This window comes from Thermophagus xiamenensis (genome assembly GCF_900112795.1).
GTDB lineage: Bacteria > Bacteroidota > Bacteroidia > Bacteroidales > Marinilabiliaceae > Thermophagus > Thermophagus xiamenensis.
In genome coordinates this window covers 50306-65455 of record NZ_FONA01000005.1, presented here as the reverse complement: position 1 = coordinate 65455, position 15150 = coordinate 50306, and the positions used below count along the sequence as shown (strand labels likewise).

Genomic DNA, 15150 nt, shown 5'->3' with positions numbered 1-15150 from the left:
TTCAAAATATACCATCTTAATGTAATCAAATCCCCAAAGCAGGCTACAGGAATACCGGACATTACGAAATGTTCCACCTGATAAAAGAGGGCTAATTCATGAAAATGATGTAATACGTCTGAAAGAATTCAAGACCTATCTGGATCAAACTTTTTCTGAGAACCTCCTGGAAGGCGCTACCATTTCGGGTACCGATGCCGTCAAAACTTATAAATCTGACAATATATTGGGAAAAGCCTTCCATGCTACCGGAAATCCATCCATGGTTGAAATAAGCCTAAACAAATCAAAATCATTCAACGTGGTTTTGCTGCAGGAAGATATTACCAAAGGCCAACGCATAGAAAAATTTCGTATCGATATATGGGACCAGGATCATTGGAAACCCTAGGTTCTTCTACAACCATCGGCTACAAAAAGCTGTTACGTTTACCTAAAACTTCTACCTCAAAAATCCGAATCGTCATAGAAAAAAGTCGTGACAAGGCCTTTATATCCAACCTGGGACTATTTAATGCTCCGGAAATATTGTCGGATCCGGAAATTCTCAGAAATAAGTCCGGGTGGGTAACTATTAAAACCGAAACGCCTGATCCGGAAATCCGGTATACCCTGGATGGATCGGATCCCACACCTTCTTCCCCCAAATATACAGGCCCATTCTTACTCAAAGAAGGAGGAGTCGTTAAAGCCCGGACTTTCATCAACGACTTTAAAGAACAGAGTGAAGTGGTTACAAAAAAGTTCTACCTTAACCAATCAAAATGGAAAGTGACAGATTTTAGTGATCAGCATAAAAGCTATCCGGCAGACAATGCCATCGATGGCAATGAAGCTACCATGTGGCATACCCATTGGGGTGAAAAAGTAATTAAGCACCCTCACCATATTACCGTTGACATGGGCGAAATAGTTGAAATAGAAGGTTTCTACTATATCCCCAGAAAAGATGATAACAAAAGTGGAACTATCGCCAAATATTCATTTGGAATAAGCACCAATGGGACAAAATGGAAAACCATTATTCCAAATGGCGAATTTGCAAATATAGCCAACAACCCAATACCTCAGGAAGTTAGATTTAATCAAACATACAGTGCCAGGTTTTTCAAATTTACCTCGCATGAAGGGGCATTCGATGAAGACTGGGTCTCTGTAGCGGAAATTGGAATTATTAATAAATAGCTCTATAGAGGTTATAGTGCACAGGCAGAAGGCAGAAGAAGTGATTAGTCATTAGTCAACAAGTGGTTAGTGTTAAATAACTAGTGACTAACAACTAACCACTAACGACCACTTTTAAAAACCTATATATCAACAAATTAAGTAAATCTTATGCGGATGAAACGAGCATGGCGGCTGTTGCCACAAAGTACATGTATAAATTTGGCTAAGCCATGCGAGTTCCATCCAACCAATAACTTAAATAATATTTATACGGATGAAAACTTTATTATTTATATTTCCGTTGGTTTTTATATTTTTTTCTTCATGGTATAGTTATGCACAGCAAACCACATTAAAGGAGTGGGAAAATCCTCTTGTTACCGAAATCAATAAAGAACCCGGAAGAGCTTCCTTTATGTCCTTCCCTTCCCCTCAAGAAGCGTTATCGGGTGCACCATCACCATTTTACATATCTCTCAATGGCAAGTGGAAATTTCACTATTCCAAATCACCGGCTGAAAGACCTGTCCATTTTTATAACGAGTCATTTGACGATAATAACTGGCCGGAAATAAAAGTGCCCGGCAATTGGGAAATAGAAGGATTTGGAATACCAATCTATGTAAATATTCCATACGAATTTGCAGATCCCAGAACTCCCATCACCGAACTTAAAAATGGCCCCGAACCACCCAAAGTGCCTCATGGTTTCAACCCGGTAGGGTCGTACCGGCGAAAGTTTCATTTGCCCCAAAGTTGGGAAAACCGCCAGGTCTTTATAAAGTTGGGAGCTGTTAAATCAGCATTTTATATTTGGATAAACGGACAAAAAGTGGGCTATAGCCAAGGCAGCAAACTGCCGGCTGAATTCGATATTACCCCATTTATAAAACCCGGAAAGGAAAATACAGTGGCTCTTGAAGTTTATCGCTGGAGCGATGGCAGTTATTTAGAATGTCAGGACTTTTGGCGCATTTCAGGTATTGAACGCGATGTGGAAATATACAGCCAGCCCAAAGTACGAATCCGTGACTTTGAAGTGGTTGCCAAACTGGACCAGGCTTACAAAAACGGCCAACTTGATCTTTTTGTCGATATCAAAAACCATCTGCCCCATAACAAAAAAATTCAAATCAAGATGTCATTGCTCGACAGCGACCAGATTATTGCAGAAAAAATACAAACCACACTCGTTCCCAAAATGAGCGAAATCACCGTGGAGTTTCATAGTGAAATCAGCCCGGTCATACCCTGGAATGCAGAAAAACCACATCTCTATCAGTTGCTCGTAACACTATTCAATGAAGAGGGAAAACCAATGGAGTGTATATCACACAAAACAGGATTCCGGACTGTGGAAATCAAAAGAGGTCAGTTATTGGTAAATGGCGTGCCAGTTACTTTAAAAGGAGTCAATTTGCACGAACATCACCCCGAGACAGGTCACGTTATGGACATGGAGATGTGGATGCGAGATATTGAGCTGATGAAACTAAATAACATCAATGCTGTTAGACTGGCCCACTATCCTCAGGCCGAAAAATGGTATGACTTGTGCGATCAATACGGACTCTACATTGTTGACGAAGCCAACATAGAATCCCACGGCATGGGCTACGGTGACCGTTCATTAGCCAAAGATCCCCTTTGGAAGAAAGCTCACCTGGAACGCATGACCCGCATGGTAGAACGAGATAAAAACCACCCGTCGGTTATTATTTGGTCAATGGGCAATGAAGGCGGTAACGGCGTAAATTTCTATGCCGGCTACCAGGCTATAAAAGAATTGGATCGCAGTAATCGCCCTGTTCAATACGAGCGAACAGAAATCGGCAGTCGGTTGGCACTCGATTTTGATTGGAATACCGATATTATTGTTCCTCAATATCCGGACCCTAAAACTTTTGAGTGGTTTGGAGAAAGGTTGCTCGACCGTCCTTTTATCCCTTCGGAATATGCACACGCCATGGGCAACAGCATGGGAAATTTCCAGGACTATTGGGATATCATCAATAAATATCCTCAATTGCAGGGTGGTTTTATTTGGGACTGGGTCGACCAGGGGATCCGCTCAAAGGATGATAAGGGCAATATTATTTTTGCCTATGGAGGAGATTTTGGGGTCGACATGCCCAGCGATGGCAATTTTTTGCTGAACGGAATTGTTAGTGCCGACCGCCAACCCAAACCGGGGCTTTTTGAAGTAAAAAAAGTTCACGAATGGATCAAATTCAAACCCTTGCGGTTGAATGAATCCCAGGCCAAAATCCTGGTAGAAAACCACTATGATTTCACTAACCTAAGAAACTTTAAAATTACCGCCTATCTAAAAGCAGACGGGAAAATACTCAAAACCATACATCTTCCTGTTATTGAAACACCTCCTCATCAAGGAGAAACAATCACTTTGGATATTTCTGGCGTCACCCTATCCCCAAACACCGAATACTTCCTTGAAATGGAAGCATCTACACGAAAAGCGGAAGGGATTATTCCTGCAGGACATACTGTAGCCCGGGAACAAATTAAATTACCATGGGAAACGGTTTCGAAAGAGATGAATGACCTTAATGGGCATTTACAAATGACCGAAACAGATAGTGCTTATCTCTTTTACACCGGCAATATAGAACTTTCTATCCATAAAAAAACCGGAAGAATTATTGCCTATCGATTCAACAAAACAAACCTGATAATTGGGGGGGAAGGGCCGGTGCCAGATTTTTGGAGAGCCCCTACTGATAATGATTTTGGTGCCGGGATGCCTCAAAAGAATATTAATTGGAAAAAAGCAACCTACAATCAACAAGTAACCACAGTAAAGGCCAGCAAAAACAAAAATGGAAGTTACCAGGTGAATGTTGTATGGGAATTACCAGATGTAAAAAGTCGCTTTTCTACTACTTACATTATAAACGGCGATGGGAGTGTTACCCTGAAAAACATACTGGAAGCTTCCACCCTGGAAAAAAGCGATATTCCCAGATTGGGGATGGTATTATTACTTCCCCGTGAATTTGACCGTCTTACCTGGTTTGGGCGTGGCCCATGGGAGAATTATATTGATCGAAAATCCTCGTCATTCGTAGATCTTTACACTTCTTCAGTAAGCGATCAACTGGTGCCCTATGAACGCCCTCAGGAAAATGGCAACAAGACCGATGTGCGATGGGCGGCTCTCACAAACCCCAAAGGAATTGGGCTAATGGTAGTATCCCAAAACCACCCGTTGGAAGGATTCGAGATGACTGCCATGCCATACCTTTCTTCTGACTTCGATGCTAGTACGAGTTACGAATACGGACCTGTTCATAAAGAACAAAAACATATTGCCTGGATTAAAGCGCGCAATTTGATTCGCTGGAATATCGATTACGGACAGAGAGGTGTTGGCGGCATCAACAGCTGGGGTGCCCAACCCCTTGAAAAATATCGGTTGAATCCGGGAAAAGCTTACAGCTATTCTTTTACACTGGTGCCTGTATCTGTTTCGAAAACAGAGGAATTGACCAAAATCAGCAAACAATATTAAGCCTTTTGAAACAACAGTAAACACTAATTTTTCTATAAGATTCCAAATTCATTAACAATAATCAAACAGATTATCATGAAAAACAGATTATTAGCTTTATTTTTAGCAATAGGCTTCACCTTATTTCCTGGATGTAAGTCGGGTGATACGACCAATAAAAAGGTTTCAATAATTCCATTGCCCAGGGAAATAAAGTCTAAACAAGGAGAGTTCAGGTTAACAAATGAGACGCAAATTATTTATTCTCCCGACAATGAAGAAGTGAAAAGTGTTGCAGTTTATCTGGCAGAGCTTATTTCCCCTGCCACGGGATATAACCTGTCAATATCTTCGGCATCGGCCCCGAAAAAACATTCTGTTTTTTTGAAAATAAATGATAGTATTGCGGGTGCAAAAGGGGTTTACCAATTGAATGTATCCCCAACAAAAGTTATCATCGAAGCTCCGGAAGCCATCGGACTGTTTTACGGCGTGCAATCACTTCGCCAGTTGCTGCCACCGGAAATCGAAGCCCAATCCGTGCAACCGGATATCCAATGGACCATTCCGAGTGTAATGATTAAAGATGAACCCCGGTTTCAATACAGGGGGTTGCATTTAGATGTTTCCCGTCATTTCTTTCCAGTTAGTTTCATTAAGAAATATATCGACCTTTTAGCCCTCCATAAAATGAACACATTTCACTGGCACCTTACTGATGATCAAGGATGGCGACTGGAAATAAAAAAATATCCTAAATTAAAGGAAATAGCCAGTTGGCGCAAAGAAACACTTATCGGTCACGGGGGCCAAAAACCATTTAAATATGACGGAAAGCCTTACGGAGGTTTTTATACCCAGGAAGAAGCACGTGAAATAGTTGAATATGCTGCGAAACGCTACATAACAGTCATTCCGGAAATAGAAATGCCAGGTCATGCTACGGCAGCATTGGCAGCCTATCCGGAATTGGGATGTACTGGCGGACCATACGAAGTAATTACACGATGGGGGGTCTTCCCTGACATCTTTTGCGCCGGAAAAGAAAAAACCTTTGAGTTTCTGGAAAACGTTTTACTCGAAGTAATGGATATTTTCCCGAGCAAATATATTCATATCGGTGGCGATGAAGCCCCCAAAAATCGATGGGAAAAATGTCCTTATTGTCAGTTGCGCATCCAAAAAGAAAATCTTAAGGATGAACATGAACTTCAAAGTTATTTCGTTACTCGAATAGAAAAATTTCTAAACCAACATGGACGTCAAATCATTGGATGGGATGAAATTCTGGAAGGAGGCTTAGCGCCTGGAGCTACCGTAATGTCGTGGCGAGGCGAAAGCGGAGGTATCAAGGCTGCAAAAATGAAACATGAGGTAATTATGACTCCCAACTCGCATCTATATTTTGACTATTATCAAGCCAATCCTGAAAATGAGCCTTTAGCCATTGGAGGGTTTATTCCTCTTGAAAAAGTTTATTCCTATAATCCAATACCTGATGAACTTTCACCTGAAGAAGCCGGGTATATTTTGGGTGCACAAGGAAACCTTTGGACAGAGTATATAAAAACCCAGGAACAAGTGGAATACATGACCTACCCGAGAGCTATTGCTTTGTCGGAAGTAGTATGGACCCCTGAAGAGAAAAAAAATTATTACAATTTTCGTAATCGATTGGAAAGCCATTTCAAGCGTCTGAATATCTTAAACGTTAATTATTTTTATGAAGTACCAAAACCAATATCCAACACTAACAAAGTCGGTTTTCTTGAAGATACAGAAATTGTGCTTGAGCCCCCGTTTGCTGGGACAGAGATCCGATATACCCTGGATGGATCGGACCCTACAACCGCATCTATTCTTTACACCCAACCAATTAAAGTAAACAAAACGGGAATTATCAAAGCCATAACTGTAAAAAAGAAAACGGGAGAGATCAGTGCTGTTAAAGAAATTCCTGTACAAAAAGTTACCTTTGTTCAACCTTTAACTTTTGAAAACATTCAGCCAAATAAAAAAGGAATTAGTTATCAATACTATAAAGGCTCATACCAAAGTGTAAAACAACTAAATAAATTTACTCCCTATAAAACAGGCGTTATTAATGGTCCAAAGTTTATCCCCGAAAATGTTATTGAGGAAGAACCATTTGGTGTTATTTTTAAGGCCTATCTGCCAATCGAAAAGGAAGGAGTTTATTATTTCTGTCTCACCTCTGACGACGGTAGTATTCTGTATTTAAATGACCAAGAATTTATCAATAACGACGGGTTACATTCTTCGAAAACAGTATGTGAACCAATCGCACTTAAACCTGGATACTATTCAATTTCTCTTGAGTTCATTGAAGCCGGGGGAGGTTATAAACTTGAATTACAAGCAAAATTTCCAGATGGATCAATAAAGGATCTAAATCCTTCTTATTTTGTAACTAACCCGTAAACTAGCAATATATTACAATACAATTATTTGGAAAGCCGGAATTGGGCAAACGCTCATTTTCGGCTTTTCCCTTTCTGGTATTATTTAATAATACCTCAGGATTAAATTTTATCAACATAATATTGCACGTTTTCGCTTGTAACAATATCCAATGGCAAATATTTTATGGGCTCAATAGATTTTTTGAAAACCAAATGATCGACTAGCAAAGTCACTCCCATAAATCCCTGTCCACGCGGGTTCTGATTAATCAGAAAGTCTATGGTTCCCGACTCCAGTAAAGCCAAATTCTTTGAAAGCAAATCATACCCGACCAGCTTAATATTTTGCAAATTCTTATTAATCAAATAATCACCCACGATATAGGAACGAGAGTTGGTAACAAAAAAGCCATGAATATTCTCGTATTGTTGAAAAAGGTCATCAAATTTGCGGTAAACATCTTTTTTGTTAGTCCATTCACTTATCTCTATCCGAACAATATTGATTTGCTTTTGGAGATCGTTCTCTCCAAAATAATCAATAAATCCTTGCTCTTTTCGGATGAGATGAGTTGAATTTGGTATTTCTTTGTCAATATGTGCAATCACAAAAGTTCCTTGACGACATGCGTAATGTAATAATTTACCTGCCAGCACACCACTCTGATAAGAATCCTGCCCTACATAAACAACAGGTTTATAATCCGGGATATGGGTATTAAAAAGACTAAAAGGAATTCCCTGTTTACTCCAACGATTTAAAAAAGCAAGTGACTCCCTGTAAAAAATAGGGGCTACTAAAATTCCATGATAGTCAGATTCAGATATTTTGGAAGCCTCTTCTTTAAAGGAAAGGGGGTCGTTCTGGTCAAAAAGAAATTTATCCACTACCACCCCATACTGGCGCATTTTAGTTTCAGCCTGATCCACCCCCTGATATGGTGCTTCCCAATATTCGTCATTGGCAGGATCAGGAATCAAGGCAGCTATTCTAAATTTACCGGTGGAGACAAGTGCACGAGCCATCACATTGGGCTCATAGTTTAATTCTTTCATACTTTTAAGCACTTTCTCTCTGGCCTTTTGTGATACTTTCCCTCGATTATGAATAACGCGATCAACGGTACCGGGTGAAACGTTCGCCAATTCAGCAATATCCTTTATTCTGGGTATTTTCTTCCCTTTTTTCGTCATATATAATTATGTGGTTTGCCTAATCGATGACATAATATGCTTTCCCATTATTAAAGGGAGAATGTCAGAACATTATTCTCTAATGAAACGAGCATGATCAACTAATTTTGTCACACCAAGAACATATATAAACTTAAGCCATGCGAGTTCCATCAGGCCAAATAACTTAATTTAAATTTTATACAGATGGAAACACCTAGCAACCATAAAAACATATATAAAAGCGATCCAAACTGCCAATAACACCATCTTGTTGCTCCGGCACACTCCCTTAAAAATTCAGCAAGGTTAAAAATCCAGGGAAAATAACCTGGAAAATCCTTTTAAGATAAAATATGTTTTTTTATGCTTATGCCTGAGAAAATCAAACTCTAATTTTATGCCCTTTTAAGGCATAATAAAGTATATAACCAAACAATGGCACAGCTAACCAATAGGCATTTTGAGCACCAGCCACATCTTTAATATAGCCATAGAGGATGGGGAACAAAGCACCACCAACAATGGAAATAACCATAAGCGAACCGCCCTGTTTGGTGAATTTTCCTAAATCGGTCATGGCAAGCGGCCAAATTGCCGGCCACATTAATGCACATCCCAGGGCAATTAGTCCTACAAAGAATATGGATATATCAGCCGGAGTTAATACCACTAATATAGAACCGACAATAGCGACAATAGCACTGGTTACTAATGCAGATGACTGGCTCACATATTTAGGAATAAAAATTATTCCGGCCAGATAACCGATAACCATACCCACCGGCGATATCCAGGCATAAATTTCAGGATTCATCAGCTGCAGACTTTCTGCATAATCAACCATTGTCCCTAAGGCAATAGTCTCGACTCCAACATAAAAGAACAATGCCAATATTCCTAACAATAAATGAGGGAACTGCCATATAGAAGTTTTGTTTGCAGCATAAGGACAATCTTCGGCTTCGTCCTCATCTTCACCCACCGCTTTTACTTCAGGCAAAGGAGAAATAAGAGCTACAATTCCCAATAAAAGGAATAATCCAATAATTATTATAAAGGGCAGGGATGTATCAGCAAAACTCACCGCATCTACACTTTTCCCGATAACTATCGAAAGGAATAAAGGAGGCACAGGCCAAGCCAGCTTGTTCATGATACCCATAAAACTCATGCGTCGTGCAGCACTTTCTATCGGTCCCAAAATGGTTACATACGGATTCACCGATGCCTGCAGAAAAGTATTTCCCATCCCGCTAATAAAACTGGCAATAAGAAATAAAGGTAAACTCTCTAATTTGCCCGAAGGTATATACAGATAAAAACCTACGGCAAAAAGCAGAAAAGATAAGGCCATGGTACGTTTATAACCAATTTTAGCGATAACAAAAGAGGCGGGATAGCCGAATATCAGAAAAGCGGAAAACGTAGCTCCCAAAACCAAATAGGACTCTGCGGAACTAATTCCCAATTGACTTTTCAACAAGGGTATTAAATAACTATTAATTCCAAGGGCGAAACCAATTGCAAAAAACATTGCCCCAAGAATTACAAGGGCAACCACCAACTGGCGCCCTTGTACATTTGTTTTAGTTTCAGCATTCATAATTTTTCATTTTTACATTTTTGGCAGGACCGAACTCTTTTTAATGAATAGATAACATTCCCATTCCGGCAATAAATTTTTTTCGTGAACTAAATTATTGATTTTTTGCTCTGAAAAAAATTATTACTTAGAATTAGCACCACTTGAGATTAGAATAAATTATTTTTCGATTTATCTAAAAAATGATACCTTCGAAAAGCTTCAATAGCCTCATATTCGGTCAAGCCTAATTCATCATATAGTTTAGCCGTCATACGGTTTCGATCCTCGGCCCGTTCCCAGAACTCTCTTGAATCCTTACCGGGGAATACCGGAACATCTTTCTGCGATTGATGTTTAAAGATGGCCCTGCGTTTTCTCATCAATTCATCCGGACTTATTGGAACAGCCATTTCTATGTCTTCAATATTCCACTCTTGCCAGGCACCTCTATATAACCATACGTAACAATCTTTTGCCCACTCCTCATCTTTAACCTTGTCTAATGCTCCTATAATGGCATTAAGACAAACGGCATGAGTACCATGAGGGTCTTGTAGATCACCCGCAGCGTATATCTGGTGAGGCTTAACTTCTTGTAAAAGCTTAACAATAATATCTATATCGTTGGAAGAAAGCGGTTTCTTTTCAATGGTTCCGGTCTCATAAAACGGAAGCTCCAAAAAATGAATATTTTGTTCTTTGACACCACAATAACGACATGCAGCAGCCGCTTCACCCTGTCTTATCAAGCCCTTAATGGTTAATACATTAGAATTTTTATTCCCTTCATCAGGATTTTGGGCCAAAAAGTCACGAATTTCTTCATGAATTTTAGCTATTTGGTCTTGGGCCACATTGAATTTTTGGGAAAAACCATAAACAAAATCCATGAAACGACGGGCATCATCATCAAATACGGCAATATTTCCAGAGGTTTGATAGGCCACATGAACATCATGTCCTTGATCTACAAGCCGCAATAAGGTGCCTCCCATTGAAATAACATCATCATCCGGATGAGGACTAAAAACAATAACTCTTTTGGGGAAAGGCTTAGATCTTTCGGGTCGGGTTTTATCATCCGTACCGGGTTTACCTCCAGGCCATCCTGTAATTGTTTGCTGAAGACTGTTATGGATTTCTATATTCAAATCATAGGCAGAACCGGCTGTTTGCAATAATGAGTTCAAGCCCCAGGTTTTATAATCCTTTTCAGTAAGCTTTAAAATAGGTTTACCAACTTGTCGAGACAACCATATTAAAGCTTTTCTTTTCATCCTGTCATCCCAATCACAGGAACCTGTTAGCCATGGACTTTCTATGCGGCTAAGCCGACTGGCCGCCGGACGATCCAACACAAAAAGAACATCAGAATGCCGTTGAAGGAATGATGCCGGTACTTGAGTTGTTTCTTCGCCTTCTACTGCTTGCTTTATAACTTCAGATTTAGCTTCCCCCCAACCCAATAAGAAGATCTTTTTGGCTTGTAAGATTGTTTTTATCCCCATTGACAATGCATACCTTGGGACATTTTCTTCGCCACCAAACCCGTTTGCAGCATCCTCTATTGTTATAGAATTCAATTGCACCAAACGCGTTTCGTCAGTAACCAACGAACCGGGTTCATTAAACCCTATGTGGCCACTCCGGCCAATTCCTAATACCTGAATATCAATTCCCCCAAATGATCTAATCTTATTTTCATAGTCAGCACAATACTCATCAAGATTTTCCTCTGCCACAGTTCCATCGGGAATAAATACGTTCGCCGGATTAATATCCAAATGGGAGAATAGATTGTCGTACATAAAACGATAATAACTATGCTTATTCTCCGGATCCATTGGATAATATTCATCCAGATTAAATGTGATAACATTCTTAAAACTCAACCCCTCCTCTTTGTGAATACGAATTAATTCCTTATAAAGAAGAAGAGGGGAACTACCTGTGGCCAAACCTAGCACGGTAGGTTTTCCTAATTTATTCTTCTCTCTAATCAAAGATGCTATCACCTTTGCAACATATTTTGACCCTTCCTCCCTGGAATTAAAAACCCGAGTTGCAATCTTTTCCTGATGTCCTTTTATCACTGTTGAAGTATTCATAAACCTACAATTTAAACAATACTATAAACTCTATAACTTCTTAAAAAGCTTTTTTAATTATTTCTCATTTAGCACACAAAAATAGGAACAATACCCACAGAAAAAAAGAAATTACACACTTTTTTTGTGTTCGTCCACTTCTTTTTTTCAATCTTTTTTTCAGGCTTTTACATATACCAACACACAGCCCGTATATCAATTTTAAACATGTGTAACACACATTAATCCACAAATATTAGAAATCCGAAAATCATTAAAAGAAGGTCGCTTTCCAAAACCTCTTTATTCCATGAAGTTTAAATCGTAACACACTGAATTCAAACAACTCTATCACAACCCCGGAATAAAGACTTTCTTTTAACCAACAACAAAAACTTTTCTGCCCATATTTTTTTCCTATTGAAATTTGCAAGAAGTAAAATTTGATTTATCTTTGCATCCGCAAATGAAAAGTCACCTTATTAAAGGTGACAGTATTTAAATATTTAATTGGTTTTCAACTGCAAGACAGAAAAATTACGAAACGGTCCCTTCGTCTAGTGGTTAGGACGCAAGATTTTCATTCTTGAAACAGGGGTTCGATTCCCCTAGGGACTGCAAAGCAAAAAAATTATATAACCTTTTTAGCAAAAAAGAGATGGCAAATCATCAATCGGCAAAAAAGAGAATTCGGAAAAGTGAGAAGCAGAGACTTCACAATAAGTATTATGCCAAAACAGCTCGTAATGCAATAAAAAAATTAAGAAATACAACTGACAAGTCAGAAGCAGAGGCATTGTATCCCAAAGTTACCTCAATGCTCGACAAGCTTGCCAAAAAAAATATCATCCACAAAAATAAAGCTGCCAATCTTAAATCAAAATTGGCACGCCATATTAACCAGTTAGGTTAATTCAACGTTTAGAAATGGTCCCTTCGTCTAGTGGTTAGGACGCAAGATTTTCATTCTTGAAACAGGGGTTCGATTCCCCTAGGGACTGCAAGACCTTCCTATTTTTTAGGAAGGTTTTTTTTTATATATTCACTCCGCATAAAATTAATTTTATTCATTGTTCAGATGGAACTCGCATGGCTTAAAGATTATACATTTTCTTATTGTGACAAACCTTCATAGTCATGCTCGTTTCATCCATAGAAAATTTAACCACACCAGGGATTACAAATTACTAGAAAGAATTATTAAAACTACTAACCATGGAAGGATACCAAAAAGTAAGTATTCGTCAATGGGCTGTAGAAGACCGACCACGCGAAAAACTGCTTCACAAAGGGATTTCTTCCTTATCGGACGCCGAACTGCTAGCCATACTCATCGGTTCCGGAAGTCAGAAAGAATCGGCTGTAGACCTTTCCAGGAAGATACTGCGAGATGTAAACAATAATCTTAATGAACTGGGGAAAATGTCAATCGAATCAATGTGTAAAAAATACCACGGCATAGGACAGGCAAAAGCCATCACCATTGTAGCTGCATTGGAACTTGGGCGCCGACGGCAGTTAAGCTCCCCGCTTCAAAAACCACAAATAAGAGCCAGCGAAGATGTTTTTTCGTTAATGCATCCTCTTTTGGCCGATCTCCCTCACGAAGAGTTCTGGGTGTTATTACTCAATCAGGCCAACAAAGTGATGCAGAAATTAAATATCAGTAAAGGTGGCATCTCAGGAACTGTTATTGACGTACGTCTTATAATGGAAAAAGCTCTTTATCAGCATGCCAGTGCCATTATATTATGTCACAACCATCCATCAGGGAACCGAAACCCCAGTAAAGCAGATATAAATATCACCAAAAAGCTTATCGAGGCGGGTAAAATTCTTGACATTTCCGTTCTGGACCATGTTATTATTGCCGAAAACTGTTACTTTAGCTTTGCCGATGAGGGCATGTTGCAGCAGAGTTGAAAGGTTACTGGATATTGCGCTTTTTTGTTTAAATTAAAATGAAGATTACCTACGTTAAAAACAAAGATATAGACAGAGATCGTTACGACCATTGCCTGAAAAAATCCTTTAATGCCAATGTTTTTGCATACTCGTGGTACCTGGATACCGTATGCGAAGATTGGGACCTTTTGATAGAAGGCAAATATGAAACACTTTGCCCCCTCCCCATAAAAAAATGGATGGGATTAACATTGGTTAAACAACCTCCCCTGGTTCCATACCTGGGTGTTTATTCTACCAAGCACCTCACCCCTGAAAAAGTATCTTTGTTTTTAAAAGCTATCCCCTACAATAATATAAAATTGACACTTAATCATTTTAACCAACTCAACACATCATTCCGTAAAACCACAAAAAAAATAGCAGCGCTGGATCTAATTGCCTCGTATGAAAAAATTTTGGATAGATACACCCCAAAGGGCAAAAAACTTTTATCTCAAAACGACGGAACCTTTGTAATGCGTTCTATCCGATCTGATGAATACATATCTTTCCTTCGACAAATTCAGGGTAGAAAAATAACATATTATACACAACTATCGCGCATCATGAATTTTGCTTTGCGCTATAAAAGTGCGGGGATTTACAGTGTTTATTCACCTCGAAACGAGCTTATCGGAGCAATATTTCTCATAAAAACAAATAATCGTTTATACGTCATAGATTGTATTGAAAACGAAGAAGGAAAAAAAAGATTTGCCATTTTTCGTGCGGTCAACCATATTCTACAAACCAATTGTGAATCAAACCTTACATTAGAAATTCCGTTTAATTGTGCATCGTTGACCCCTTTGATCTCTTTTGATTTTCATCAATGTTTAAACTTTAAAAAAAGTGTACTTTGGTAAAAAACTTCACGGGAAATCTCTCAGTTCTACCATCCGTAAAAAATTTATCTAAGCTATTGCCGAATGAAACAAGCATGTCGACTTTTGTCACATAAGAATATGTATAAAACTGAGGCAGAAGTGCACAGGCAGAAGACAGAAGAAGTGATTAGTCATTAGTCAACAAGTGGTTAGTGTTAAATAACTAGTGACTAACGACTAAACACTAATGACTACTTTTAAGAACCAATATATCAATGAAGTAAGCAAAATTTATACGGATGAAACGAGCATGACTAAAAAGATTTGTCACAATAAGAACATGTATAAATTTAAGTCATGCGAGTTCCATCCGGCCAATAACTTAGATAAATTTTATACGGATGAAATTAAAATAATCAGTGAATGG

The 15150-nt window shown here is 38.9% G+C and carries 10 protein-coding genes and 2 tRNA genes; 9 read left to right on the top strand and 3 right to left on the bottom strand.

What is annotated here, in order from left to right; translation table 11 throughout:
* Positions 1-226 precede the first annotated feature (226 nt).
* The 4 genes from BM130_RS15625 to BM130_RS04080 all read left to right on the top strand — a co-directional run bounded on the left by BM130_RS15625 (position 227) and on the right by BM130_RS04080 (position 7120).
* Complete coding sequence (locus BM130_RS15625; RefSeq protein ID WP_010526708.1) at positions 227-391, top strand: hypothetical protein; 165 nt, start codon at positions 227-229, stop codon at positions 389-391.
* Positions 364-1185: a discoidin domain-containing protein gene (locus tag BM130_RS04090; RefSeq protein WP_010526709.1), complete on the top strand. Its 822-nt coding sequence runs from the start codon at positions 364-366 to the stop codon at positions 1183-1185. Before BM130_RS15625 ends, BM130_RS04090 begins: the two co-directional genes overlap by 28 nt.
* A 256-nt stretch (positions 1186-1441) precedes the next feature.
* Complete coding sequence (locus BM130_RS04085; RefSeq protein WP_010526710.1) at positions 1442-4699, top strand: glycoside hydrolase family 2 TIM barrel-domain containing protein; 3258 nt, start codon at positions 1442-1444, stop codon at positions 4697-4699.
* Positions 4700-4774: 75 nt separating this feature from the next.
* Positions 4775-7120 (top strand): family 20 glycosylhydrolase, encoded by a 2346-nt coding sequence (locus BM130_RS04080; RefSeq protein WP_010526711.1) that lies wholly within the window; start codon positions 4775-4777, stop codon positions 7118-7120.
* A 101-nt stretch (positions 7121-7221) separates the two neighbouring features.
* Here the strand turns inward: BM130_RS04080 and BM130_RS04075 are convergent, their stop codons facing one another.
* The 3 genes from BM130_RS04075 to nagB all read right to left on the bottom strand — a co-directional run bounded on the left by BM130_RS04075 (position 7222) and on the right by nagB (position 11970).
* Complete coding sequence (locus tag BM130_RS04075) at positions 7222-8295, bottom strand: substrate-binding domain-containing protein (RefSeq protein ID WP_010526712.1); 1074 nt, start codon at positions 8293-8295, stop codon at positions 7222-7224.
* A 364-nt stretch (positions 8296-8659) separates the two neighbouring features.
* A complete protein-coding gene (gene gluP, locus BM130_RS04070) occupies positions 8660-9880 on the bottom strand; it encodes a glucose/galactose MFS transporter (protein WP_010526713.1) in 1221 nt (406 codons plus the stop codon).
* Between the two features lie 149 nt (positions 9881-10029).
* Positions 10030-11970: a glucosamine-6-phosphate deaminase gene (gene nagB, locus BM130_RS04065; protein WP_010526714.1), complete on the bottom strand. Its 1941-nt coding sequence runs from the start codon at positions 11968-11970 to the stop codon at positions 10030-10032.
* Between the two features lie 525 nt (positions 11971-12495).
* On the opposite strand from nagB, the gene BM130_RS04060 reads away from it, so the two are divergent.
* From BM130_RS04060 to BM130_RS04040, 5 genes are all read left to right on the top strand, one after another.
* A tRNA-Glu gene (locus tag BM130_RS04060) sits at positions 12496-12567 on the top strand.
* Between the two features lie 40 nt (positions 12568-12607).
* Positions 12608-12862 carry a 30S ribosomal protein S20 gene (gene rpsT, locus BM130_RS04055; protein WP_010526715.1) on the top strand — a complete coding sequence of 85 codons (255 nt, stop codon included), beginning with the start codon at positions 12608-12610 and terminating at the stop codon, positions 12860-12862.
* 16 nt (positions 12863-12878) lie between these two features.
* Positions 12879-12950: transfer RNA gene (locus tag BM130_RS04050), tRNA-Glu, on the top strand.
* A 214-nt stretch (positions 12951-13164) separates the two neighbouring features.
* Positions 13165-13872 carry a RadC family protein gene (gene radC / locus BM130_RS04045; protein ID WP_010526716.1) on the top strand — a complete coding sequence of 236 codons (708 nt, stop codon included), beginning with the start codon at positions 13165-13167 and terminating at the stop codon, positions 13870-13872.
* A gap of 38 nt (positions 13873-13910) precedes the next feature.
* On the top strand, positions 13911-14762 hold the full coding sequence (locus tag BM130_RS04040) for a hypothetical protein (RefSeq protein WP_010526717.1): 852 nt from the start codon (positions 13911-13913) through the stop codon (positions 14760-14762).
* Positions 14763-15150: the final 388 nt, after the last annotated feature.